The organism is Photobacterium japonica (assembly GCF_050337005.1).
Taxonomy (GTDB): Bacteria; Pseudomonadota; Gammaproteobacteria; order Enterobacterales; family Vibrionaceae; genus Photobacterium; species Photobacterium japonica.
Map to the genome: position 1 here is coordinate 86,115 of NZ_JAKJSN010000012.1, position 25,043 is coordinate 111,157.

Sequence of the window (25,043 nt, forward strand, 5' to 3'; positions counted from 1 at the left end):
ATGTCATCATTACAGGAAGTGCATATCTCGAGCTTAGTGGTGCATGTTAAACCTCAGCATTTGGCATCGGTGAAAGTGCAGATTGAGGCAATGCCCAATGCCGAAATATACGGCGACAGCGAAGAAGGGAAGGTCATTGTGGTGCTTGAAACTGAAAATCAAGGCTATGTGACGGACACCATCGACAAAATTAATAACTTAGAACACGTTCTGACCACGTTTTTAGTGTTCCACCAAATCGAACGCATTGACGCGCAATCTGAGGATGATTCATGAAAATGACAAGACGTGCATTTGTGAAAGCAAATGCCGCCATTTCGGCCGCTGCGGTAGCCGGTATTACGCTGCCTGCTTCTGCCACGAACTTAATTGTGAGTGCAGATGAAACCAACATTAAGTGGGATAAAGCGCCTTGTCGTTTTTGTGGCACAGGGTGTTCTGTGTTGGTGGGTACCCAAAATGGCCGCGTTGTGGCGACCCAAGGGGATCCTGAAGCACCCGTGAATAAGGGCTTGAACTGCATCAAAGGCTACTTCCTGTCTAAAATCATGTACGGCAAAGACCGTCTGCAAACCCCGATGTTGCGGATGAAAGACGGCAAATTCCATAAAGACGGTGACTTTCAACCCGTGTCGTGGGATCAAGCGTTTGATGTGATGGCGGAAAAATGGAAAGCCGCGTTGAAAAAGCAAGGCCCCTCCGGTGTCGGCATGTTCGGCTCTGGTCAGTGGACTGTGATGGAAGGGTACGCCGCATCGAAAATGATGAAAGCAGGCTTCCGTTCCAACAATATTGATCCCAACGCGCGTCACTGTATGGCGTCTGCCGTAGTGGGCTTTATGCGTACCTTCGGGATTGATGAGCCGATGGGCTGTTATGACGATTTCGAGCATGCGGATTCGTTCGTGCTGTGGGGCTCGAACATGGCGGAGATGCACCCGGTATTGTGGACCCGTATTACGGACCGCCGTTTGAGTCACCCCCATGTGAAAGTGAACGTGATGTCGACGTATACCCACCGCTCGTTTGAGTTGGCGGATAACGGCATGATATTTACGCCACAAACGGATCTGGCGATTGCTAATTTCATTGCCAACTACATTATCCAAAACGATGCGGTGAACTGGGATTTCGTGAATAAGCACACCCATTTTAAACGTGCAGAAACCGATATCGGTTATGGCCTGCGTGATGAGCATCCGTTACAGCAGCAAGCCAAACACGCCAACTCGGGCAAAATGTACCCGATGACGTTTGAAGAATACAAAGCCTCGGTGGCGGAATACACCGTAGAAAAAGCGTCTGAAATGTCAGGCGTGCCACAAGATAAACTGATTGATTTGGCCAAGCAGTATGCCGATCCTAACCGCAAAGTGATGTCATTGTGGACCATGGGCATGAACCAGCACACCCGTGGTGTGTGGATGAACAGCTTGGTGTACAACATTCACCTACTTACGGGCAAAATCTCTCAGCCGGGTAACAGCCCGTTCTCGTTGACCGGCCAGCCATCTGCATGTGGTACCGCCCGTGAAGTGGGGACGTTTGCTCACCGTTTACCGGCTGACATGGTCGTCGCGAACCCGAAACACCGCGCCATTGCCGAGGATATTTGGCAACTGCCGGAAGGGACGATTCCACCGAAACCGGGTTACCACGCCGTGTTGCAAGACCGCATGCTCAAAGACGGAAAAATGAATGCGTATTGGATCATGTGTAACAACAATATGCAGGCAGGCCCGAATATTAATGAAGAACGCCTGCCGGGTTACCGCAACCCTGCCAACTTCATTGTGTGTTCTGATCCGTATCCCACGGTAACGGCACAAGCATCGGATCTGATTTTGCCCACGGCAATGTGGGTAGAAAAAGAAGGCGCCTACGGGAACGCAGAGCGTCGTACCCAAGTGTGGTATCAGCAGGTACAGGCTGGTGGGGAAGCAAAATCGGATCTGTGGCAGATCATGGAGTTTTCTAAGCGCTTTACCGTGGAAGAAGTGTGGGGTGAAGAGCTGCTAGCGAAAGCCCCTCAGTACCGTGGTAAGACGATGTACGACGTGTTGTTCCGCAACGGCGAGGTGGACAAGTTCCCGCTGTCAGAAGCACAACCGTTGAATGACGACGCACAAGCGCAGGGGTTCTACGTCCAAAAAGGCTTGTTTGAAGAATACGCGCGCTTTGGTCGTGGTCACGGTCACGATTTGGCCCCGTATGACACTTACCATCAGGTGCGCGGTCTGCGTTGGCCGGTGGTGGATGGCAAAGAAACCCAGTGGCGTTTTGCAGAAGGATCGGATCCTTACGTGCCAGTCGGTGAAAAATTCCGTTTCTACGGCCACAAAGACGGCAAAGCCAACATCATTTTTGCTCCGTTTGAGCCCGCACCGGAAGTGCCCGACAGCGAATACGATTTGTGGCTCTGTACCGGTCGTGTATTGGAGCATTGGCATACCGGCACCATGACCCGCCGCGTGCCGGAGTTGTACAAAGCGGTACCTGATGCGGTGTGTTATATCCACCCGGCAGATGCGAAAGCCCGCGGTGTACGCCGTGGCGATGAGGTGCTGCTGGCATCACGTCGGGGTGAGGTGCGTTGTCGCGTCGAAACCCGTGGCCGTAACCGCCCACCAGAAGGCTTGGTGTTTGTGCCGTTCTTTGATGCCCGCATTTTGGTCAACAAACTGATTTTGGACGCGACGGATCCGTTGTCGAAGCAGACCGACTTCAAAAAATGTCCGATTAAGATCACGAAAATCTAACGACGTCATCCTGTTGCAAAGTAGACGCTTCGTGCGGTGTTCACCGCGTGGGGCGGGGCGTCTGCTGATTGAATATAGCCTGTAGGCGGAGAAGAAAATGAAACAATTAATGATCGCGGTGATGGCAGTTGGCATGCTGCTGACCGGCGTGGTACAGAGTGCTGAAGACAATCCGGGCGGTATCGGTGGGGTGGAATCACTGCGTGGCGCTAGCGAGCTAGAAACCACACGTCCCGCGGATCCGATGAAGCGTTACCCGCGTGATCAAGGGGTGATTGACAGTGATTATGTCTACCAACCACCGTTGATCCCGCACACCATTCGTAATTACGAAGTGTCGCAAAATGCCAACAAGTGTTTGGCTTGCCACAGCTGGAAAAATGCCAAAGAAATGGGTGCCACCAAGATCAGCGTGACACACTACCAATCGCCACGTGAAGGGCAAGTGTTGTCTGATGTGTCACCAGCGCGTTATTTCTGTTTGCAGTGCCATGTGCCGCAAGCGGATGCAAAACCGTTGGTCGGTAACGATTTTAAACGTGTTGATGCCTTGCGCTAATCACCGCCAAGAAGCAGAGAGAGGCTAAAGATGAAAATCATAAAGGCATTTTGGCGCCGTTTAACGTCACCGAGTAAAGTGGCGGTGGGCGTGGTGTTATTCATGGGCTTCATGGGCGGTTTGCTGTTCTGGGGTGCATTCAACACCGGCATGGAAGCGACCAATACCGAAGCATTCTGTTCGGGGTGTCATGCGCCGATCGTGAAAGAAATTCAAGAAACTGTGCACTACTCTAACCGTTCTGGGGTACGGGCGATCTGTTCAGATTGCCATGTGCCACACAATTGGACCGACAAAATGGTGCGTAAAGTACAGGCTTCAAAAGAGCTGGTGGCCCATGCATTAGGGACCATTGATACGGAAGAGAAGTTTCAGGCGCGACGGGGACATTTGGCCAATCGTGAGTGGCAGCGGATGAAAGACAATGACTCGCAAGAGTGCCGAAACTGTCACGAGTTCGAGTTCATGGATTTCTCAGAGCAAGGGCCGCGCAGTGTGAAACAGCACTCAACGGCGTTGGCATCCGGCGATAAAACCTGTGTGGATTGCCACAAGGGGATCGCCCATAAGCTACCGGACATGAAAGGCGTGGAAGGCTGGCAGTAACGAAAGGAGAGAAGAATGAGTACGCTTGAATCCATCATTTGGCACACCTTGGGTTACGCGGCCATGCCGGTGATTATCCTGAGTGGCTTTGTTGCTGTCGCGGCGGTGTCTGTGTGGCTGCTATCATTGGGTAAAGACAAGGCACCATAAACGGGTCGACACCGTGTTAAAGGCGGTGTTTGCGGCAATTAAAAAGCCATGTTGATGTCTCAGCATGGCTTTTTTGTTGGCATCACAGATCAGGGCGACGGCATCCGATGAGGGGAAAAAAGCGCAATGGTGGCTAAACCTAACCATAACAGGTCAATCGGCCCCCATTCCTGCAGGAAAAGCCAGAGTGTGTGCGATTCTACAATGAAATCGATCACTTGCAAGATGACCATGCTGGCGATGCCAAGCAAGCAAAAAAGTTGAAAACTGGCTCTGTCCATCGATATACCCTCAATGCATCACTGTACAAAGTATAGATCGCATTGAGAATTATTATCAATTGTTATGTGCGTTATTCTTCCACTAAGTAACCCGCCGTCAGTAAATGCTGACGAAACTGTTCGGCACGCTCTCGGTTAACCCCGAAATCTGAATACCCGACGCGTGACGCCGATCGGATTATCAAGTGATCGCCATCTCGTTTGACTTCAAAATCATCAATAAAGCGGAAAATCGTGCTGGTACATTCAACACGAAAATACTGCGCCTGTTCATCTGCCAATGCCGCACCGGGTAACGTCAGGGCTAAGCGCTGAATTTGCTTCCAACTGTGGCTGCCTTTGTCTGTGAGCATAAAAGGAGACAGGGCATGCTGCTCTCTCTCATCCAAGGTAGAAACACAATTAGGGCTATCGCTGCAGATCTGGTTGATGTGATAACGGTTAATGGTCGAGTCGGCATGTTCATGACTGCCACAGGCCATCAGCAGACTGCTAAGGCCAAGTAAGGTCATTGTGCGAGACAGAGTAAGGCGCATGGTGATATCTCCTTATAAGGCCGTACGCGTATCAGAACTGGGTATAGAGGATGAATCCGACCCAGGAAGCGACCAGTAATCCCCAAGGTAGCCATTGTGTACGCGTTGGGGGCGAGTGTTGGGTGGATGCATCCGCAACGGTTGCCGCGGCGTCGTCTACGATTGACGGCTGTTCCTTGGTGCCTTTTTTACGTTGTTTGTCGCGTTCTCGGGATTTGACTTTTTGCTGCTTTTTATACAGCTCAATGCCGTGCTGGATCCCTTGGGCAATGAGTTTGGTTTGTTCCTTGGTTTGCCCTGGTTTTTGAGTCGCACGGGCCATATTCATCGCTTCCTGTTGCGTTTCCGGTGAGGGAGTCGAATGTACTTTTTTCGTCGCCATGAAATCTTATCAGTCAGAATGAGGATAAGTAAATTATACCGATAGCGTAAGTAAATGGTAAGTGATGGTAAAAGATGTCCTAAGGAACGTAATTATATTTCAATAAATGTACAGAGTGTGAATGCGATGTTTATGCTTTTGTTATGCAATAAACACATGAAAAGTAATGGTAATGTGCGTATGTCGCAGTGAGATTTGAATAAGATTACGTATTGTGATGTCTGTAATAAAATTAGAAAAACGCCATTTTAGAACGGAAAAAACGTGATCTGGCTTACAAGACGTATATCCAAAGAGTGCGGTTCGCCACAGAATTTAGCGTTTGGTGTGGTGGTAGTCGTGGAAAGGATTATCTTGACGCTACGGTATGACAACAACACCTTCTTGGCTGTATCAGATGAGGAGGTATTGACCGAGTGTACGACGACCCGCTGGCTAGCTATTGAAAAACGGCTGACTCACCTCCATTGCATAAAGAGCAATGTTAATGAGGAAAGTCAGTGTTATATCCAATAGAAGCCTACGACAAGCATGGCTTGTTGAAACCGTCAGCCATGTTGTGGCTGTGTTTATGGTTTAGCGCGAAGGCATGGATTGTCTTTGTGATGGCGGGGGCAAGTCGACAACACGGAGCGCAAGTGCTCGAGATACTGTACCCGTTGCCAGAAAATTTGTATCTGGCGATGGGGTTGGGGTTACCCGCAGTGATCTTTATGTGGCTTGCGGGTTACCGACACAAAAATAATAAGGTTATAAATTGGGTATGGCAGCGTGGTAAATCGGTACTCCTGCTGAGCTATACCATTGATTGTGCTTTGCAAGTGTACCAATTGGTGCTCACACACGGTGAGTTCAGTTGGACCCGCGCGTTAAGTTTATTGCTTACACTTTGGCTCGGGTTTTACCTCTACCGCAGTTCGCGGGTCAGGAATACATTTGCGGATAAGCCGTTAGAAGAGGTAAAGAGTCATGAACGAATGGGGTAAAGGCTTAGTCCTGTTCAGTGCGCTATTAAGCCCACTGGCAATGGCTGACTGGCTGCTGGATGTCAATTTTGAAGTGACCGGTGCATCGGGTATTACGCAGTCTGTGAATACATCACTGTCGTTATTGCCCGGTGAAGAAACGGTCTTTTTCGGCACGGCAGATGCCGATCACAGTGCACGTGAATTGGTGGGTAGCGCAGAGTTGCTGGCGATTTCTGCCGAAGAAGTGACGATTGCGTTTAAAGTCAAAGAGCGTCTGGATGACGGTGGTTGGCGTACGGTGATTGCACCGACATTATCGACGGGGTTGGATACGCCAGCGTTGTTTGAGTCAACCGACAGCGATGATGAGCAAGTCAAATTACAGGTGGCAGTTACAACCGTATAAGGAGATCATTTTGTCTTGTATGCTGCATTAAAACGCGCCTTATCAGGCGCGTTTTTTATGGTTGTTACCATGCTTTTTTCGTGAATTTTCATTCTCTTTACCACCAATTACCGCTGTTTAATGCCCTCTGTCCCTACCTTGTATTCCGCTCCCTGTGCGGTTTCCTGTTCATTACTGTTTATGCCGTTCCATCAATGATGCGGCATGTGTTGTGATGATTAAATCGGATGAGCCTATCAGGTTATCTGTGAGGGCTGACAATGATCAACTTTCCCGATGTAAATCGCGCTATAATCCTTGCGAATTCAGTTTATCCTGATGTGATTGCCCAATAACACCCAAGCTTGGTGCAATGTACGGTGAGAGATCACGCAGGATACATATCAGCACTCGCTATTTAGGAGAAGAGTATGGCCACTGCACAACCTCTGATTTTGCCTGAGGCAGGTCCATTTGCATTGTATGCAGTAATGAAAGTGACAGGCGACGCAACGTCGGTGGTGAAGCAATGTCAGCAGATCCACCATTTGGTTGCTACGTTGAACGAGCAACAGCCGCATTCTGATCTTCGTGCGAGCATTGCGTTCGGTAAAGATTTTTGGTTATCGCTAGAGAAGGGCTGTCCGGCTGAGTTTGATAACTTTGTGGCGTTAGGCCAAGGCGACATCACGGCACCGGCGACCGGTGGCGACATCCTGCTGCACGTGAACTCTAGTCGTCACGATTTGAACTTCTACTTGCTGCGTCAGTTCATGCAGCCGATCGCCGATCAGGTAGAGGTGATGGATGAAACGTACGGCTTCAAATATTTGGATGCCCGTGACATGACAGACTTCATTGATGGCACGGAAAACCCGAAAACCCGCGAAGCGCGTTCTGACGTCGCACTGATCAACAGCGGTGACTATGCGGGTGGTAGTTTTGTGATGCTACAGCGTTTTGTTCACAACCTGCCTGCATGGAACCGTTTGAACATGCAAGCGCAGGAAAAAGTGATTGGTCGTACGAAGCCTGACTCTGTTGAGCTTGAGGATGTACCTGCGGCTTCCCACGTAGGCCGTGTTGATATCAAAGAAGAAGGCAAAGGCTTGAAAATTGTCCGTCATAGCCTGCCATACGGCACGGTAACGGGCGATCACGGCTTGTTGTTCATTGCGTATTGTCATACTCAGCATAACTTCAAAGTGATGCTAGAGAGCATGTACGGCGAAACAGACGGTAAAACTGATCAGCTTTTGCGCTTTACAACCGCGATGACAGGCGCGTACTTCTTCGCACCGTCAATGGAAGTGCTTGCCGCGCTGTAAGCGTTGAAGCCTAATCGCATTGAAAGACGAATCCCTAGTCGAAAGGCTGGGGATTTTTTTTGAAAAGAAAGGGGCGAGTGTCTAGGGACGGGTCTCGCTGCGCTCCGAGTCAGTGCAGAAAGATTAGAAGCAAAAGCATTTGCCTATCTGATGAGAGAAGGCATTCGGTCCTTAGAACCTTAGAACCTCATAACCTAGCCCATTTTTTGCTTTTTCTTGATATGCGCAGACTCGTTTCTGCCCCTTCTTTGCTCTTCCGCTTTTACTCGTCCCTGTAAACTCGCGACTCGAATTTTAAGTATAAAAAAACGCCGCCCGTAGGCAGCGTTTTTGCAAAGATTGAAGCAATCTTATTTCTTGATGCGGATAACTGGAGTAACACCCACAGTTGTTGCGCCAGAAAGTTTGTTCAGCTCTTTGATTTCGTCCATGTTAGAGATAACAACTGGAGTCAGAGTTGATTTCGCTTTCTCTTCTAGCAATGCTAGATCGAACTCGATGATCGTGTCGCCCACTTTCACTGTTTGGCCTTCTTCCGCGATACGCGTGAAGCCTTCACCTTTCAGTTCAACAGTGTCGATACCGAAGTGAACGAATAGCTCGATGCCGTCGTCAGACTCGATAGAGAATGCGTGGTTAGTTTCGAAAATCTTACCGATAGTACCGTTTACTGGTGCAACCATTTTGTTGCCAGCAGGTTTGATAGCGATACCGTCACCAACGATTTTTTCTGCGAACACAACATCTGGCACATCTTCGATGTTAACGATTTCACCAGATAGTGGTGCGATGATTTCAATTGCACCAGCTTCGCTGCTGTCGTCAGAAACCAGCTTCTTCAATTTGTCAAACAGACCCATATCGTTGCTCCTAAGCGTTGTTATTTTATCTGCAGGTATTTTAGCAGATGGTCTTTTCTGCGATGAATTTTTCTACGTGTGCTTCGATTTCAGCAGCAGTAGGCATAGCAAGCGCTTGCTCAGCCATAGCTTTTACATCAGCAAAATTTGCGTTACGGATAATTTTCTTAATGCGAGGAATTGAAATTCCGCTCATGCTGAATTCGTCCAGACCCATACCCAGTAGGAGTAGGGTTGCACGCTCATCACCCGCAAGCTCGCCACACATACCTGTCCACTTGCCTTCTTTGTGAGAAGCATCGATAACCTGCTTAATCACGGTCAGAACAGCTGGAGAGAGTGGGTTGTAAAGGTGAGAGATCAGCTCATTACCACGGTCAACGGCAAGAGTATACTGGGTTAAGTCATTAGTACCAATACTAAAGAACTCAACTTCTTTTGCTAAGTGGTGCGCAATCGCAGCAGCTGCTGGCGTTTCAACCATCACACCGATTTCGATGTTTTCGTCAAATGCCAGACCTTCAGTGCGAAGTTCAGCTTTGTATTCTTCCATCGCGGCTTTCAGTTCACGGATCTCTTCAACAGAAATGATCATTGGGAACATAATGCGGATTTTACCGTGTGCAGATGCACGAAGAATACCACGTAGCTGATCGCGTAGAATGTCACGACGGTCCAAGCTGATACGCACTGCGCGCCAACCTAGGAACGGGTTCATTTCTTTTGGTAGATCCATGTACGGTAGGTCTTTATCACCACCGATATCCATAGTACGGATAATCACAGATTCGCCATGCATTGCTTCAGCAACGGCTTTATATGCAGCATACTGCTCTTCCTCGGTAGGAAGGGCATCGCGATCCATGAACAAGAACTCGGTACGGTACAGGCCAACGCCTTCGCCACCGTTACGGTTGATACCGTCACAGTCTTTGACCGTACCAATGTTGCCACAGACTTCTACTTGCTTACCGTCTAGGGTGATAGCAGGCAGGTCTTTCAGCTTGGCTAATTCTTCTTTCTCAGCAAGGTTAGCGTCACGGGTCGCTTTAAATTGGGCTAGCTCATCGTCAGATGGGTTGATGATAATCGTGTTATTGATTGCATCAAGAATCAGCATATCGCCGTTCTTCACCTGAGTGGTAATGTTGTTTGTACCAACGATAGCTGGAAGTTCTAGAGAACGTGCCATGATAGAGGTGTGTGAGGTACGACCACCGATATCAGTGATGAAGCCGAGTACGTAATCTAGGTTGATCTGCGCGGTTTCAGAAGGGGTTAGGTCGTTAGCAACCAGAATCACTTCTTCATTGATCGCGCTCAGGTTAACAATGCTGATACCCAATGCATTCTTAACAAAGCGGTTACCGATATCACGGATGTCGGTGGCACGCTCTTTGAGGTATTCATCGTCTAGGGATTCAAGCGTCATCGCTTGCTCTTCGATGATTGCGTGGATCGCAACATCAGCAGAGGCATTGTTATCTTTAATGAAGGCTATGATTTCTTCTTCAAGCTCTTCATCTTCAAGCAACATGATGTGGCCTTCAAAGATGGCTTCTTTCTCTTCACCAAAGGTGATGCGTGCTTTTTCTTTGATAACTTCTAGTTGCTCAGATGATTTTTTTCGAGCATCGAAGAAACGCTGAATTTCGTTCTCGATTTGGTCTGCAGCGATAGAAGCTTTGTTAAATACAATCTCTTCTTCTTGCAGGAGTAGTGCTTTACCAAAAGCAATACCAGGAGACGCCAGGATACCTGAAATCATAGCCTTACCTTAAATTAACTTAAAACTAGGGGAAGTAATAGCGTGCTGCGTATTAGTGCAGTTCGTCCATTAGAGCAACTAGGTGGTCAACCGCTTCTTGAGCTTGTGCACCTTCAGCAGCGATAGTGACTACTGTGCCTTTTACTAGACCTAGAGTTTGAAGCTTGAACAGGCTTTTTGCGCTAGCGCTTTTGCCGTTTGAAGTCACTGTGATGTCTGCTTCGAAAGCTTTAGCTTCTTTAACGAACTGTGCTGCTGGACGAGTGTGTAGGCCGTTTTCTGCAGTGATCTCAACTTGCTTCTGATACATTTTTCACCCCGATGATAGATAATAATTATTTAATTTTTAACGTAACTGTTAGTGAACTTGCCTGTTCGGGCTTTTATTCGCTCACATGAGTATAAACTACCCAACAGTTCGATGTTTGAGATTAATCCAAGTCAATTTTTTGTGACTTTTCTCTCTTTTCTTTCTCCGGCATGGCCATTTTGTGACCTTTTATTTCGGAGCTAGAAATAATATACAACGGATTTATATTAGAGCTAAAATCAAAATGCAACAAAAAAGCCCCCCGAAGGGAGGCTTTTAGCTGAAAAACGTTAACTCATCATGTGAAAGTGTGATCACTGTTGGGTTTCTTTTTCAGTAAAAATACCGGCAAAGAGCGCGGTGGATAAATAACGTTCGCCTGAACTTGGTAGGATAACGACGATGTTTTTACCTGCAAATTCGGGACGCTCAGCCACTCGGTTAGCGGCAACGACGGCAGCACCGGATGAGATACCAGCCAGGATCCCTTCTTCTTCCATCAGACGACGTGCCATTTCAATGGCGTCGTCAGAGCTTACCAGCTCCACTTCATCGATCAAAGCTAATTCAAGGTTACCCGGAATGAAGCCCGCACCGATCCCTTGGATCTTGTGTGGTGCAGGTTTAATGTCGTCGCCGTTACGTGCTTGGGTGATCACTGGGGATTCACTTGGTTCAACGGCTACCGTGGTAATGGCTTTGCCTTTGGTCTGCTTGATGTAACGGCTGACGCCCGTTAGCGTACCGCCGGTACCCACGCCAGAGACGAAGACATCGATCTCACCGTCGGTGGCATCCCAGATTTCTGGGCCCGTCGTTTTTTCGTGGATTTCAGGATTTGCTGGGTTGTTGAATTGCTGAAGCAGCAAGAACTTTTCTGGGGCAGACGCGACGATTTCTTCGGCTTTTTCAATCGCCCCTTTCATGCCTTTTGGTGCTTCTGTTAGCACGAGTTTCGCGCCAAGGGCTTTGAGCAGTTTACGACGCTCAAGGCTCATGCTTTCTGGCATGGTTAATGTCAGTTTGTAGCCACGTGCTGCAGCAACGAAGGCCAGTGCGACACCGGTGTTACCACTGGTTGGCTCAACCAGTTCAACACCTTCTTTCAGTAGGCCTTTTTTCTCTGCATCCCAAATCATGTTCGCGCCAATACGGCACTTAACACTGAAACTTGGGTTACGGGCTTCAATTTTAGCCAGCACATTGCCGTTGCTGACACGGTTGAGGCGTACTAGCGGAGTATTACCCACTGTTAGAGAGTTATCTTCGTAAATCTTACTCATAGTGATCGTTCCTTCGTAACACGTTCAAATTTAAATGACACACCAAGCATACCCAATGCAGGCAGATTGGAAAGGAATTTGTGGTTATATCTTATTGTTATAAAGGAGGATAGCAGAATAAATGCGGTGTGCAGGGAGAAGATGAAATAAGTCTCTGCGGTGAAGAAAAAGCAAGGCAGAGTGTGCCTTGCTTGGGGTGAGGGGGCGGTGTTGATTTCGCAGTACTGACTTAATGTGTGCGGTATTGATCTCGGTAGTGATCCACCCACATTGCCGTTGCGCCACAGACGGCAACAGGCATCACGAAGAGGTTTAAGATGGGCGTCATGGTACATACCATGACCAAGCTACCAAAGCTGAGTGACTTGCCGCGCTTGAGCTTCAGCGCGTCACGCATCGTAGGAAACGGCACTTTATGGTTATCAAACGGGTAGTCAGCATATTGGATACTCATCATCCATGCGCTGAATAAAAACCACAAAACCGGTCCCACGGTTTGGCCGATTGCTGGGATCCATAGCAAGATGAAGAGTCCCAATGCTTTTGGCAGGTAATATTTCAGTTTGATCCATTCACGGTGCATGATGCGAGGCACATCTTTCATGATGGCAGCCATGCCCGTATCGGGCGCTGGTTGACCCGTCAATTTTGCTTCGAGGTGTTCGGCGAGCAACCCATTAAATGGGGCGGCGATCCAGTTAGCAATGGTGCTGAACAAATACGAAAAGGTGACCAGCACAGCAACGGTGATCAGAGGCCACAATAAGTACGAGAGCCAGTCGAGCCACGTTGGTAACAGGCTCATCCAGCCGTCAATCCAGTCACTCAATTGGCTGAGGATAAAACCGAATGCGGTGCCAAAGAGCACCATGTTGATAAGCAGTGGCAACAAGACAAAGCGGCGGGTACCCGGCTGCATCGCTAAAGAAAATCCGCGGAAAAAATACCCCGCACCACTGAGAGGTGCTTGTATTGGCTGAGGGGGTTGCATAAAGGCTCCTTGGCAATCGTTGATTTTTTTGTACATTTGGCGTGGCCATGACTATCAATGATATTAACGGTGTTAGCTTGTGAGAAGCAAATCGGTGCCGTTAGCACAAATCAGAGGGGCTATAAGTGGTTAAGGATTGGTCGATTGTGCGTTCAATAACGCTATATTGCATGAATCGCCATATTCACCTTCTCATTCTGTTTTGAGTTTTGATACAGTAGATGGGCGTCTCTTTTTTCGGTGAAACTGTCAAAATGTGATACGTAGCAGAGTTCCGTCTCTTTACCTTGGAACCAACACCATTTCTCTGTGGTCGGTAAAGAGAGACAGAGGGATTTGTAATAGTTGTGGTAGTGCCTGGAGGGATGTCCAGACAGGCGGTGCTTTTTGGTTGATTCACCCTTGATGGGTAACAAGTAAATTCAGAGTATTCATATGCAGGAATTGCGTCTGGTTCTTATTATTGTCGGTGCCCTTGCGATTGCAGCGTTGCTGTTGCACGGTTTATGGAGTAGCCGAAAGGAAAAACCCGCCAAATTTGGTGAGAAACCGTTAGGAAAGTTGGATGATTCATCACGTGATTCAGACGGTTTCGATCACGATGGAGTAGGCAGTGTTCGAGTGATGAACAATGACACTGCGCCCGTTGAACCTCTTCGAACTGAAAGGAAAGAACCAGCGTTACATTTCGGGGCGAAACCGGAAGCGGATCCACTCTTGGATGGCCTATCTACGGATATTCAGCCTGGGGATAACGTTCCAGCGGACAGCGTGCCTGTCGCACACCCTGAGCCTGTGGTTGAGCCTCAACCCGTTGTTGCGCCACAAGCAACGGCGTCGCAAGGTATTGTACAGCGTGCGATGGCGCAAAATGTGATGTCGACAGCAGAGGTGACCGCTCCCCAGATGATGACGCCAGAGGTGTCTGTCGCACCTCAAACACAGACGGTGTCTCCGCGCCAAGTGTCACATGCAGCAGCCCCTGCCGCCAAGCCAGCACCAATCGCTGAGCCTACGGTTACGCCAGCGTCTGCGATGTCGGAACCTGCGGTTCAAACGCGCGTTGAGCCGACGTTAAGTGCGATGAATGAAACGCCGGTGATTGAGCCGACGCTGACCATTGAAGACATTGAACGTGGTCAGCAACAAACGGCCGTCGAAGATATGATTGTGGTTGAACCGAGTGATCAACCTTTTCAGGTTGAACAACCAACAGGCCAGCCGCAACCTGCTGAGCAGCGTCCCGTTGTTGCACCGGAGCCGGTAATGGTTTCGCCTGTTGCAGCGCAACCTCAGGCTGCTATGCCAGAGCCAGAGCCAGAGCCAGAGCCAGAAGTGCTGCCACCGGATTTCTTGGTGTTGAACGTGCATGCTCGCCATGGTGATGTGCTACGGGGTAATAAGCTCTTCACCGCGTTTGAACAACACAATCTGATTTTTGGTGACAACGCGGTGTATCACCGTCATAGCGATATGGCAGGGACAGGGCCGAGTTTGTTCTGCGCAACCAACATGGTGCATCCAGCTCATTTTCCTGTGGGTGGGAACGAGCAGTTTGAAACCCCAGGGGTGGCGTTCTACTTGATGCTGCCATGCCAAGCTGGGCGTGCTGACCAATCATTTAACTTGATGTTGCAAACGGTTCAACGCATTGCGGATGTCCTGGAAGCGGATGTGCTTGATCACGAACGTAACCTGATCACACCACGCCGTATTACGGAATACCGTGAAAAAGCGATGCGTTACTCACACGCTTAAGCCGCAGGGCGACACCTTTATTTTTGAGCCCTTTATACCTTGTTGTATAGAGGGCTTTGTTTTTTGTACTGCGCAATATCTGTTCATGACGTCCATCATGAAAGAGGGCGGAGTAATAGAATATGAATAGGAAAAACAATGAGTCATGATATTCAGCAGCAATTGAACACGCTGCGCGATCGTCTTGCCTATCACGGTCATCGCTATTACGTTGAAGATAATCCTGAGATTCCGGATGCTGAATATGACCGTATGATGCAAGAGTTGTTGCGATTAGAAGCCGCGCACCCAGAACTCATCAGCGTCGATTCTCCTAGCCAGCGTGTCGGTGGTACACCACTGGATGGCTTTACCCAAGTGAAGCACGAGATCCCGATGCTGTCGTTGGATAATGCGTTTAACGATGACGATTTACGTGCGTTTGAAAAACGTTTGCGTGATCGCTTGCCGGGCCACACTGATGTGTCTTACTGTTGTGAGCCGAAGCTGGATGGCTTGGCGGTCAGTTTGATGTATGTCGATGGTGTATTGGTGCAAGCGGCGACACGCGGTGACGGCTCCACCGGTGAGAACATTACCGAGAATGTACGTACTATTCGTGCTATCCCGCTGAAATTACAGGGAAGCGATTGGCCTGCACGTTTGGAAGTGCGTGGTGAAGTGTTCATGCCGAAAAAAGGGTTTGATGCACTGAATGAACGCGCGTTAAAGAAAGGCGAAAAACCTTTTGCCAACCCACGTAATGCCGCCGCAGGCAGTTTGCGTCAGCTGGATTCCCGCATTACTGCGACACGTCCGTTGAGTTTCTATGCGTATTCTACCGGGGTGGTGGAAGGCATGACGCTGGCCGACGGCCAGTACGAGCGCTTAGTCCAGCTCAAAGCGTGGGGCTTGCCAATGTGTCCGGAGATCCGCGCGTTGGACTCGATGGATGCGGTGATTGCGTATCATCAGTCCATTGGTGAGAAACGCACGGCATTGCCGTATGAGATTGACGGCGTGGTCATAAAGATCAATGCCATTGAAACCCAACAACAATTGGGTTTTGTTGCCCGTGCGCCACGCTGGGCGATTGCGTATAAATTCCCCGCACAAGAAGAAATGACGCTGCTGAAAAATGTGGAGTTTCAGGTGGGCCGTACCGGCGCGATCACGCCCGTTGCGAAGCTAGAGCCGGTGTTTGTCGGTGGGGTGACGGTGAGCAATGCAACCTTGCACAATGCGGATGAAATTGCGCGTTTAGGTGTGATGATTGGCGATACCGTTGTGATCCGCCGCGCAGGTGATGTGATCCCTCAGGTGGCGTCGGTGGTTGAATCTCGCCGTCCGGCAGAGGCTCAAGCCATTGTGTTCCCGCAAACTTGCCCTGTGTGTGATTCTAAAGTGGAGCGCGTCGAAGGCGAAGCGGTGGCGCGTTGTTCCGGTGGCCTGTTCTGTCAGGCACAGCGTAAAGAAGCCCTTAAACACTTTGTGTCACGCAAAGCGCTGGATGTGGATGGTTGTGGCGAAAAGGTGATCGAGCAGTTAGTTGATCGCGAAATGGTGACGACACCGGCCGACCTTTTCACCCTCTCAGCGGGTGTCGTAACGGTATTAGAACGTATGGGGCCCAAATCGGCACAAAAACTGGTGGATGCCTTGGCGGCTTCCACGCTCACTACGTTGCCACGTTTCTTGTATTCATTGGGTATCCGCGAAGTTGGCGAAGCGACCGCAGCGAACTTGGCTAACCACTTTAAAACACTGGACGCGATTCAGATTGCTTCTCAAGAGCAACTGATTGAAGTACCAGACGTGGGCACCATTGTGGCCGCACATGTGTATAACTTCTTCCGCGAAGCACACAACCTTGCTGTGATCACACAATTACTTGCCGTTGGAATTCACTGGCCAGTGATTGAAGCGCCGGAAGAGGGCGCAACACGACCACTAGAAGGAAAGGTCGTCGTGCTGACAGGATCGTTATCTCAGTTGTCTCGTTCTGATGCAAAAGCCGCTCTGCAGCAATTGGGCGCCAAAGTGACGGGCAGTGTCTCTAAGAAAACAGATTTGCTGGTTGCAGGTGAAGCTGCTGGCTCAAAATTGGCGAAAGCACAAGAGTTAGGTATTGAAATTTGGGATGAGCAAGCGTTGGTGGATTTACTCGCCCATTAAGCTCGTTGATGTAAATGTGTGAATTTTGGTCAAAAGATCAGGCTCTGCCATAAATGTGGCAGGGCTTTATTTTTGCTCGTACGCAGAGGGAAATTGCGGGCAACGGTTTTTTTTTACCCCGAACCTAGCGGGTTAACGGAAGCCGTGAAGGCAAAAAATGACAGATGTAACTAATTTGCTAAATAAAATATTCTTTCGAGGTGACTCGCACTTTTAAGATATCAAAGTTACTCAAGTTGTTGTTTTTAAGTGGTTTGTTTGTTTGTTGCTTGCCTTGGTTGCGGTATTTTGATCGTGATCACTAATACGCGCAAAGTTTGCACTGAGTCATATTTTTAACACAATAAATTAAGTTCTCATTGATGTTTTTCAGGGCGAAAGTAGTCTTAGTGAGGAAGCAGACAGAGGTTCAACCAATAGGTTCAATCAAAGCGCTAAAAAAATATGAATTAGTCGGATTCACCGGCTGACATATCGGGAGAGTTACTTGCAGCCTTCGGCGGCCAACCTTTAAGGCGCAAGTAAACACAGCTAGTATTTTTAGGAGTTTTTTCCATGGAAATGTTCAAACGTACGCTACTAGGCGCTGCAATCGCAACAGCAGCAATGGCTTCAACAGGTGCTAACGCAGCAATCGATCTTCTAGACGGCAACGTGCAGCTTTACGGACAGGCTGCTGGTTTTGTTCAGTATTCATCTCCAGAAGCTAAAGGTTCTGATGATTCTGTTTCTGCTGTAATTGAATCACGTATCGGTTTCCGTGGTACGGTTGATTTTGATAACTTCGGTCCTAACCTTGTATGGCAGATTGAAGGCGGTAACGCAGACAATGATGGTTTCGACGCTAATACTCCTTGGGTTCACAAAAACAACGGTCAGTTTGGTGCGCGTGACACATTCCTAGGTTTTGACTTTGACGGTGTGGGTTCATTCAAATACGGTCGTCAGCTTGTCGCTGCTTACAACTACGTTGACTGGCCACACTCAAACCCAGGTCTAGGTAACGTTTTCGATTGGAACAACGATATCGGTGGTAACTACGAAGACCGTGCAAATGATGTATTGCGTTTTGACTCAGCTAACTGGGGCGGCTTCAACGTTCAAGCAACATTGAGCAACATGGCAACATCTACTGATGATGTTGCATACAGTATTGCAGCCTCTTACGGTGCAGACATGTTCAGCGTTCACGCAGGTTACTACCTGAACACGGCTGAAAAGTTCGACGCTACAGATACTCTTACTTCAGACGGTTCTGCATACACTATCTTCGGTGGCTCGATGTTCTTCGGTAACATCACGCTAACTGCGGCTGGTAAGTACATGACTGTTGACACACCACAGGGTGATGATAGCCAGTGGGCATACTCTGCAACAGCACAGTACGTACACAACGGTGCGTGGGTTTACAAAGTAGGCTACGCAGGTACTGGTGATGCAGATCTTGCTGGTGAAGGTAAGCAAGCGAACACTGATGATATGGCACTAACAGCGCGTCTAGGTTACCTACTACCAAGCGCATACCTATTTGCTGACGTTCGTCATTACGACATGAACGGCAACGATGAAGGTGCTGATTCAACCAACCTACTACTAGGTGTTGAATACTACTTCTAATTCCTAACCCGATTTAGAATGACCAGAACGAGCATTGATTTTCAATGCTCGTTTTTTATAGGAGAGATTAATGAAACTTGGAAAAGCCGTACTTTTTGCCAGTGTGTTTGCCGCAATGAGCAGTGCACAAGCAGCCGTAAATGTTGAATTTGCCACTGGGGTAGAGTCGATGTTTGTGAATGGAGAAAAAAAACTTAATCTCTTGGAATCAACAGAAAATGTTACGCTTGGTAATGGTTTTAACCAAGTGGTTGTTCGTGTATCGAAATTAATCGAAGGACAAGGGCAATTAGAAAAATACCGCTCAGTGCCGATCGTAATGACCTTTGAAGCAAGCGATCAAACGGTGTTGATTGAACCTACGATGCGTTTACTTAACTCCGTGGATAAGAGCAACTTTGATGCTAATCCATCAATGAAATTGGTCACGAAAAATGGCAGCGCCGTAAAGGCGAAGATTGATGTATTGCCAAAGAATATGACAGGTGATACGTCTACGCTGGTAGGGCGAAATTATCAAAATGAATTGACTACGTATAACCGCTCTCAAGGTTATGCTATCGCTGCAGCAGCGAAAGTCGCCCCAGCACCTGAGCCAAAAACATTCCAAATCATCGGTGCAGGCAGTGCAGATACACAAACGGCAGTTGCTGTACAGCAGCCCGTGCCATCAGGCAACAATGCGATGATTCTCATGCAAGCCGATTTCTTGCGTCTGTCTGACGCACAACGCCTATCATTCCTTAAGTGGGCGAATCAGCAATAATCTACGTTGTCATACGTGATATTGACGTATCGTACAATCGTACATGTGTATTCCTAGGGAGTGGACTCACCACTCCCTGACTGCTTTACTAGTTCACCTTGCCATTTTTTTGCATGGTGCAGATCATTAGTGGGATGTAGTCGACGCTGCCATCAGGCAATTTGCAATCTACCCATGGACCGGCTGCGGAAGAGCCATTGCCCCCACCGCCTTGCGTGCTGTTACCTTGTGAAGAACTGGCTAAAGCACCACCAGACAAAAATAACATCGTAGCCATTGCTGCAATTAGTAATCCTTTCATACACACCTCGATGAACGTAGGGAAAGTGTACTCCTTTACTAAACGAAGATAATTCAATCCGTTGCTTATCGTTGAATTAAGTTTATGTATAGCTGTCACAAAAGATCAAAAAAAACACACAAATAAATCTAATTTTTCATTCTCAATTAAGTGCTTTTGTTATTTTCTTTTTATTTCAGTAGGTTAGGTGTTTTTCTTGCTTGGGGGGATATGGGGTAAATACGGCTCCTTATTTTCAAGAGTAAAGTTTCTTTCTGCATAAATATAAATAGTGTGCATTGTCTTATATTTAGGGCAGGTAAAGTAAAAAATAAGTACTATTCAAGCAAAATGTAATATGGGTTATTAATTCCAAAAAGTGAAGAAGTGAATCAAACAGAAGTCTTGAATTCGCGAGGAACGGAATATTCACGTTGCCGGTGATGAAAATGGGGTTGACTGTTGTCTTGCTTTCATGGGCTTCACCCTCCGGATAACTCAGGAAGGCATGAGCGATGCTTACGGGAACGCTTGTAGATGTAGATGATGTCAGCCGTCTTGTCGTAATGTTGCTCTATGTAGCCAGTTGTCTTCATGATTGTAGATTTAGCCAACAGTGATAGAATAACAGCCATTTTCCCGATCAGCGGGATCTGATCCGCTGTAACTTCATTAATTAGGTAATGTTCAATGACGGTTAAAACTCGCTTTGCACCAAGCCCAACAGGCTTTTTGCACGTAGGTGGTGCGCGTACAGCGCTATATTCTTGGTTGTTTGCTAAACACATGGGTGGCGAATTTGTCCTTCGTATCGAAGATACTGACCTAGAGCGTTCTACACAGGAAGCGATCGATGCCATTATCGAAGGCATGGAATGGTTGGAGCTGAATTGGGATGAAGGTCCTTACTACCAGACCAAACGTTTTGATCGTTACAATGAAGTGGTTGATCAGCTACTGGCTGAAGATAAAGCGTACAAGTGTTACTGCCCGAAAGCGCTACTTGACGAACTGCGTGAAGAGCAAATGGCTGCAGGCCTGAAGCCGCGCTACGATGCAAATCACCCGAAAATTGTGGCAGCAAACGCAGCGGCAACAGAAGCGTCTCCGTTCTGCATTCGCTTCCGTAACCCGAAAGAAGGCACGGTTGTCTTTGAAGATAAGATCCGTGGCCGCATTGAAATCGCAAACAGCGAGTTGGATGACTTGATCATCCGCCGTACTGACGGTAGCCCGACGTATAACTTCTGTGTGGTAATTGATGACTGGGATATGGGTATTACCCAAGTGGTACGTGGTGAAGACCACATCAACAACACCCCACGTCAAATCAACATCTATGAAGCATTGGGTGCGCCAGTGCCTGAGTTTGCACACTGTGCAATGATTCTGGGTGATGACGGTGCGAAACTGTCTAAGCGCCACGGTGCGGTAAGCGTAATGCAGTACCGTGACGAAGGTTACCTACCACAAGCGCTACTGAACTACTTGGTGCGTTTGGGGTGGTCTCACGGTGACCAGGAAATTTTCTCACTGCAAGAGATGATTGATCTGTTCAGCCTTGAATCAGTGAGCAAGTCTGCGTCTGCATTCAACACTGACAAGCTACTTTGGTTGAATAACCACTACATTAAAACGGCTGAGCCAGCGTATGTGGCGAAGTACCTGCAATGGCACCTTGATCAGAAAGAAATTTCGACTGAAAACGGTCCTGCAGTAACAGACGTGATCACCCTAGTGGGTGAGCGTTGTAATACGCTGATCGAATTGGCTGAGCAGTCTCGTTACTTCTTCCAAGACTTTAACGAGTTTGAAGCGGGTGCGGCGAAGAAACACCTACGCCCAGTGGCGAAAGACGCGCTAGCGTTGGCATTGACGAAAGTGGATGCGCTGACGGAGTGGACCACTGAAAACCTACATGGCGTAATTGCACAAGTGTGTGAAGAGCTTGAGCTAGGCATGGGTAAAGTAGGCATGCCGTTGCGTGTTGCTGTTACCGGCCAAGGCCAGTCACCCTCTGTTGATGCAGTGATGCAGCTTGTGGGTAAAGCGCGCGTTATGGCACGTATCCAGATGGCGCTAGACTTCATTGCTGAGCGTGAAGCAAACAGCTAATCATTGCTTGTCGCAGTGATAGTGTGAAAATCCCGAGCGGAAAGCGACAGCTTTCCGCTTTTTTTATCGGTACTCGAAAAAAAACGTGATCATTTTCTCAGTTTTTGTGTGTGCTCATGCTTTGTTGGTTTCGATGTATTGACATGATTTGCTTAAGTTTTTATTATCGGTTTCAGATTTTGGGGCTATAGCTCAGCTGGGAGAGCGCTTCGCTGGCAGCGAAGAGGTCAGCGGTTCGATCCCGCTTAGCTCCACCAAATTTCAGAAAAAGACCTGACAGTGTCAGGTCTTTTTTTATGCCCGTTTTTTCTGTCTGATGCTTTATGTTAGACATAAAACATCAGGCATGCCTTATTGACGCTCTTTGGTGCCAATTAAGCTGGCATCATAGCCACCAAAAGCCTGATAAGGGCGCAGGCCAAACAACGGCATTATCGAATAAATATGGTCAAAAATATCGGCCTGTACCCCCTCGTAATACGCCCAATCCGTACTGTTCGTGAATGCATAAATTTGTAATGGAAGCCCTTCTTGTGTAGGCGCCAACTGACGGACCATCAGTAACATATATTGGTGAATGTCATTGTGTGAACGCAGGTATGTACTCAAGTACGCACGGAATATCCCTATGTTGGTTAACTGCCGCGTATTGAGGGTATGAGGAATGTCATCCAGCGCCTCATTAAAGGCATCAATCTCTTTCGTTTTTTCAAACAAAAACTCGCGCAGTATTCTCACTTCTTTTAATGCTTCAATCTCATCCGGCGTCATAAAACGGATTGAGGTGACATCGACATAGACCGAACGCATGATCCGGCGTCCACCGGAGTCCGACATGCCCTGCCAGTTAATAAACGGGTTTTGCACCAGCGCATAGGCCGGCAACATGCTAATGGTATTGTCAAAATTGCGGACTTTTACCGTGGTCAGTGAAATCTCTTCAACGGTACCGTTGGCGCTAAAGCCGTCCATTTCTATCCAATCATTCAGGCTGATCATGCGATTCGCCGATAACTGGATCCCCGCCACAAAGCCCAACAGGGTGTCTTTGAAAATCAACATGACAAAGCCGGTGGCCACGCCTAATCCACTGAGGAAAATGACCGGCGATTCATTGGAGAGAATCGAAATGCCGACGATAATACTGATCAGAAATGTGAATAATTTGATCAGCTGAACAAAGCTTTTAATGGGCATGCGGCGGGTGATGCCTTTGACCGTGGCGATGTCATTCAGGGCATCAAGCAGTGCAAACAGCATCCAGAGAAAGATGACGACAAAAGTGACGCTCAGCACCCGGTCGGCGATGGTTGAAAGTAAGTGATCGTGGCTCAGTATTTCGGGAATGAGTTGATCGAGGATCATCACGGGAATGAGCAGGGCAAGTTTTTCCAGCACTTCAAATTGTGTCAGGCTGTTGCCCAGCGTCTCTTTATTGCGCTTTAACATTGAGTTAATCAGGCGCACAAGGATCCGATGCACGACAAGATACACCACGACAGCGAACCCGATAGCGGCAAAAATAAAGACGGCGGTGAGTTCCGTATCATAAGGGGAATGGTTCGCCCCCGTGCTGTTTAATTTTTCCGTAATATACTTTCGTACACTGTGGTTCAATAAAAGCTCGTCTTTTGCTTTCAAGGTCATAGCCGTTTCCATTATTGAGAGGAAGCAGGTGATGGCGTGGCAGTGTATTTTTATCCCATCAGACTGTAAGTCTAGCTCTCATCGGCTTTTGTTGATGATTTCAAGGGGGAAATAAGGCAAAAGGAGCGCGGGGAGGATAGAGCGGTAAACGGGCACAGAAAGCAAAACGCCCAGCATAGGCTGGGCGTTTTGACGAAGATGGCGCTCCCTACTGGAGTCGAACCAGTGGCCTTCCCCTTAGGAGGGGGACGCTCTATCCGTCTGAGCTAAGGAAGCAGCAAGTCATTGCTTGAGCGGCTATTATACAAAATTCTCGCCAGAGATTAAGCGGTAACTTTTAATTTTGAATCTGTTTGGTCAGCAAATCACCAGGCTGAATGCTGCTCGCCAATTCTGCCTGTTCAATGCGCAATTCTGCCGTTTTTTCATACACCCGTTCGACCGTTAAGGTGATCCCGGTTTGTACCATGCGGTTACGCGGGGTGCCATTTTGATCAATAAACCCCGCGCTGTGCCATAACGCCAGACGATCGCCCGCTTGCACCCCGTGAATACGGCCTGCGTTAATTTGCACGGTGTTGCCATAACTGTTGACCACCTGCGGCAAGCTGGCGCGGCAAGAAAGGTTGGTTTCAAGATCTAACATCATGTTACGGCTGATACGCTGAACCGCTTGGCCATAGCTGGACTGCCAAAAACGCGCACTTTGCGTGTCGACTTGGCTGACGCGCGAGAAAGGCCACTGGGCGATCTCGCGGTAGTTGTTTTGCATCAGTATTTCGCCGGTTTTACCGTCCATGATCTGCAAGCTCGCCGCAAATTGGCGATGAATGTTGTCATCATTGCGGCCTTTTTGATCCAACGTGGAGGTCAGGTCGGTAATTTCACCGCTCACAATGTATTGCGCGTCGTTATCATCGGCCAGCATGGTCATGGCATCGGCTTGGCTTGGATTGATCGGCACCCGTGTCACATCGGCCACCACAAAGCTTTGCGATTGACGGCTGATCTGGCGTTGTAAAATACGGGTAAAGGATTGGCCTATTGGATAAATCGCGCCTAAAGAGGCGTGCTGTGGCGACGTGAGCGTGAATTCGCTGAGCAGAATGCCTTTCTTGTATTGTACCTTGTGGCAAGTTTTTGCCGATGGGTACACATCCACCCGTGCGGTGAGGTAAAACTTGCCGCCCCGCTTCCGGGTTTTTATCACCGACACATGGCGCACTTCGCTGCCGCTGAATTGGTACTCTTTGCGCTCTGTCGCCAAGTAGTCGCGCAAATTGTGCATGCTGGCAATGTTCGCGCCGGAATACTGCATGGCCTGATATACCGCATCTTCGAGTGCGTTTTTACGGGCAGCACTTTCACTTTCTAGCTGCACGGCAGAGCCGGTAACTTCAAACCACGCTGCAAACAGGGGAGAGGAGAACAGCAGGCTCAGGCTACTCAACACGATCAGACAACGATTTTTCATTAATTAACACTCAGGCTCAACATGGGTATGAATATTGCTAGTCTTTGGCAAGTGAAAGAGAAAACG

23 protein-coding genes and 2 tRNA genes are annotated in these 25,043 nt (G+C 48.4%); 14 read left to right on the forward strand and 11 right to left on the reverse strand.

Going from position 1 to position 25,043, the window contains the following annotated elements:
• The 5 genes from L4C36_RS04750 to L4C36_RS04770 all read left to right on the forward strand — a co-directional run bounded on the left by L4C36_RS04750 (position 1) and on the right by L4C36_RS04770 (position 4,074).
• The gene (locus tag L4C36_RS04750; protein WP_428476644.1) at positions 1–276 is read left to right on the forward strand and encodes a chaperone NapD; all 276 of its coding nucleotides are present in this window, start codon (positions 1–3) and stop codon (positions 274–276) included.
• The gene (gene napA / locus L4C36_RS04755) at positions 273–2,759 is read left to right on the forward strand and encodes a periplasmic nitrate reductase subunit alpha (RefSeq protein ID WP_428476645.1); all 2,487 of its coding nucleotides are present in this window, start codon (positions 273–275) and stop codon (positions 2,757–2,759) included. The genes L4C36_RS04750 and napA overlap by 4 nt, the downstream gene beginning before the upstream one ends.
• 97 nt (positions 2,760–2,856) lie before the next feature.
• A complete protein-coding gene (locus L4C36_RS04760; protein WP_428476646.1) occupies positions 2,857–3,318 on the forward strand; it encodes a nitrate reductase cytochrome c-type subunit in 462 nt (153 codons plus the stop codon).
• Between the two features lie 30 nt (positions 3,319–3,348).
• On the forward strand, positions 3,349–3,924 hold the full coding sequence (locus L4C36_RS04765; RefSeq protein WP_428476647.1) for a NapC/NirT family cytochrome c: 576 nt from the start codon (positions 3,349–3,351) through the stop codon (positions 3,922–3,924).
• 15 nt (positions 3,925–3,939) lie between these two features.
• Positions 3,940–4,074, forward strand: a complete 135-nt coding sequence (locus tag L4C36_RS04770) for a TIGR02808 family protein (RefSeq protein ID WP_428476648.1) — start codon at positions 3,940–3,942, stop codon at positions 4,072–4,074.
• A gap of 352 nt (positions 4,075–4,426) precedes the next feature.
• Here L4C36_RS04770 and L4C36_RS04775 read toward each other — a convergent pair whose 3' ends face one another.
• Both L4C36_RS04775 and L4C36_RS04780 read right to left on the reverse strand, forming a co-directional pair.
• Positions 4,427–4,891: a DUF1499 domain-containing protein gene (locus L4C36_RS04775; RefSeq protein ID WP_428476649.1), complete on the reverse strand. Its 465-nt coding sequence runs from the start codon at positions 4,889–4,891 to the stop codon at positions 4,427–4,429.
• A gap of 31 nt (positions 4,892–4,922) precedes the next feature.
• Positions 4,923–5,273 (reverse strand): DUF2956 domain-containing protein, encoded by a 351-nt coding sequence (locus L4C36_RS04780; RefSeq protein WP_428476650.1) that lies wholly within the window; start codon positions 5,271–5,273, stop codon positions 4,923–4,925.
• 500 nt (positions 5,274–5,773) lie between these two features.
• On the opposite strand from L4C36_RS04780, the gene L4C36_RS04785 reads away from it, so the two are divergent.
• From L4C36_RS04785 to L4C36_RS04795, 3 genes are all read left to right on the forward strand, one after another.
• A complete protein-coding gene (locus L4C36_RS04785; protein WP_428476651.1) occupies positions 5,774–6,259 on the forward strand; it encodes a DUF2919 domain-containing protein in 486 nt (161 codons plus the stop codon).
• A complete protein-coding gene (locus L4C36_RS04790) occupies positions 6,243–6,647 on the forward strand; it encodes a hypothetical protein (RefSeq protein ID WP_428476652.1) in 405 nt (134 codons plus the stop codon). The genes L4C36_RS04785 and L4C36_RS04790 overlap by 17 nt, the downstream gene beginning before the upstream one ends.
• Before the next feature lie 410 nt (positions 6,648–7,057).
• Positions 7,058–7,954 carry a Dyp-type peroxidase gene (locus L4C36_RS04795; protein WP_428476653.1) on the forward strand — a complete coding sequence of 299 codons (897 nt, stop codon included), beginning with the start codon at positions 7,058–7,060 and terminating at the stop codon, positions 7,952–7,954.
• A 350-nt stretch (positions 7,955–8,304) separates the two neighbouring features.
• Here L4C36_RS04795 and crr read toward each other — a convergent pair whose 3' ends face one another.
• From crr to cysZ, 5 genes are all read right to left on the reverse strand, one after another.
• Positions 8,305–8,814: a PTS glucose transporter subunit IIA gene (gene crr, locus L4C36_RS04800; protein WP_428476654.1), complete on the reverse strand. Its 510-nt coding sequence runs from the start codon at positions 8,812–8,814 to the stop codon at positions 8,305–8,307.
• Positions 8,815–8,854: 40 nt separating this feature from the next.
• Positions 8,855–10,582 (reverse strand): phosphoenolpyruvate-protein phosphotransferase PtsI, encoded by a 1,728-nt coding sequence (ptsI, locus tag L4C36_RS04805; protein ID WP_428476655.1) that lies wholly within the window; start codon positions 10,580–10,582, stop codon positions 8,855–8,857.
• Between the two features lie 52 nt (positions 10,583–10,634).
• Complete coding sequence (locus tag L4C36_RS04810) at positions 10,635–10,892, reverse strand: HPr family phosphocarrier protein (RefSeq protein WP_428476656.1); 258 nt, start codon at positions 10,890–10,892, stop codon at positions 10,635–10,637.
• A 314-nt stretch (positions 10,893–11,206) separates the two neighbouring features.
• Positions 11,207–12,175, reverse strand: a complete 969-nt coding sequence (gene cysK / locus L4C36_RS04815) for a cysteine synthase A (RefSeq protein ID WP_428476657.1) — start codon at positions 12,173–12,175, stop codon at positions 11,207–11,209.
• A 229-nt stretch (positions 12,176–12,404) separates the two neighbouring features.
• Positions 12,405–13,166, reverse strand: coding sequence for a sulfate transporter CysZ (cysZ, locus tag L4C36_RS04820; RefSeq protein ID WP_428476658.1), 762 nt, complete (start codon positions 13,164–13,166; stop codon positions 12,405–12,407).
• Between the two features lie 435 nt (positions 13,167–13,601).
• On the opposite strand from cysZ, the gene zipA reads away from it, so the two are divergent.
• The 4 genes from zipA to L4C36_RS04840 all read left to right on the forward strand — a co-directional run bounded on the left by zipA (position 13,602) and on the right by L4C36_RS04840 (position 19,461).
• Entirely contained in the window at positions 13,602–14,924 is a 1,323-nt protein-coding gene (gene zipA, locus L4C36_RS04825; protein WP_428476659.1) for a cell division protein ZipA, read from the forward strand.
• Positions 14,925–15,062: 138 nt separating this feature from the next.
• Positions 15,063–17,078, forward strand: a complete 2,016-nt coding sequence (gene ligA / locus L4C36_RS04830) for an NAD-dependent DNA ligase LigA (protein WP_428476660.1) — start codon at positions 15,063–15,065, stop codon at positions 17,076–17,078.
• A 555-nt stretch (positions 17,079–17,633) separates the two neighbouring features.
• Positions 17,634–18,695 (forward strand): porin, encoded by a 1,062-nt coding sequence (locus L4C36_RS04835; protein ID WP_428476661.1) that lies wholly within the window; start codon positions 17,634–17,636, stop codon positions 18,693–18,695.
• A gap of 70 nt (positions 18,696–18,765) precedes the next feature.
• The gene (locus L4C36_RS04840) at positions 18,766–19,461 is read left to right on the forward strand and encodes a DUF2057 family protein (RefSeq protein ID WP_428476662.1); all 696 of its coding nucleotides are present in this window, start codon (positions 18,766–18,768) and stop codon (positions 19,459–19,461) included.
• Positions 19,462–19,549: 88 nt separating this feature from the next.
• Here the strand turns inward: L4C36_RS04840 and L4C36_RS04845 are convergent, their stop codons facing one another.
• Positions 19,550–19,762 (reverse strand): hypothetical protein, encoded by a 213-nt coding sequence (locus L4C36_RS04845; RefSeq protein ID WP_428476663.1) that lies wholly within the window; start codon positions 19,760–19,762, stop codon positions 19,550–19,552.
• A 669-nt stretch (positions 19,763–20,431) separates the two neighbouring features.
• Between L4C36_RS04845 and gltX the strand changes: the two genes are divergently transcribed.
• Together gltX and L4C36_RS04855 are read left to right on the forward strand one after the other, a co-directional pair.
• Positions 20,432–21,856, forward strand: a complete 1,425-nt coding sequence (gene gltX, locus L4C36_RS04850) for a glutamate--tRNA ligase (RefSeq protein WP_428476664.1) — start codon at positions 20,432–20,434, stop codon at positions 21,854–21,856.
• Positions 21,857–22,037: 181 nt separating this feature from the next.
• Positions 22,038–22,113, forward strand: a tRNA-Ala gene (locus L4C36_RS04855).
• Between the two features lie 94 nt (positions 22,114–22,207).
• Here L4C36_RS04855 and L4C36_RS04860 read toward each other — a convergent pair.
• The 3 genes from L4C36_RS04860 to L4C36_RS04870 all read right to left on the reverse strand — a co-directional run bounded on the left by L4C36_RS04860 (position 22,208) and on the right by L4C36_RS04870 (position 24,977).
• A complete protein-coding gene (locus tag L4C36_RS04860) occupies positions 22,208–23,503 on the reverse strand; it encodes a mechanosensitive ion channel family protein (protein ID WP_428476665.1) in 1,296 nt (431 codons plus the stop codon).
• Positions 23,504–23,702: 199 nt separating this feature from the next.
• Positions 23,703–23,779: transfer RNA gene (locus L4C36_RS04865), tRNA-Arg, on the reverse strand.
• Positions 23,780–23,840: 61 nt separating this feature from the next.
• Complete coding sequence (locus L4C36_RS04870) at positions 23,841–24,977, reverse strand: flagella assembly protein FlgT (RefSeq protein ID WP_428476666.1); 1,137 nt, start codon at positions 24,975–24,977, stop codon at positions 23,841–23,843.
• Positions 24,978–25,043 lie beyond the last annotated feature (66 nt).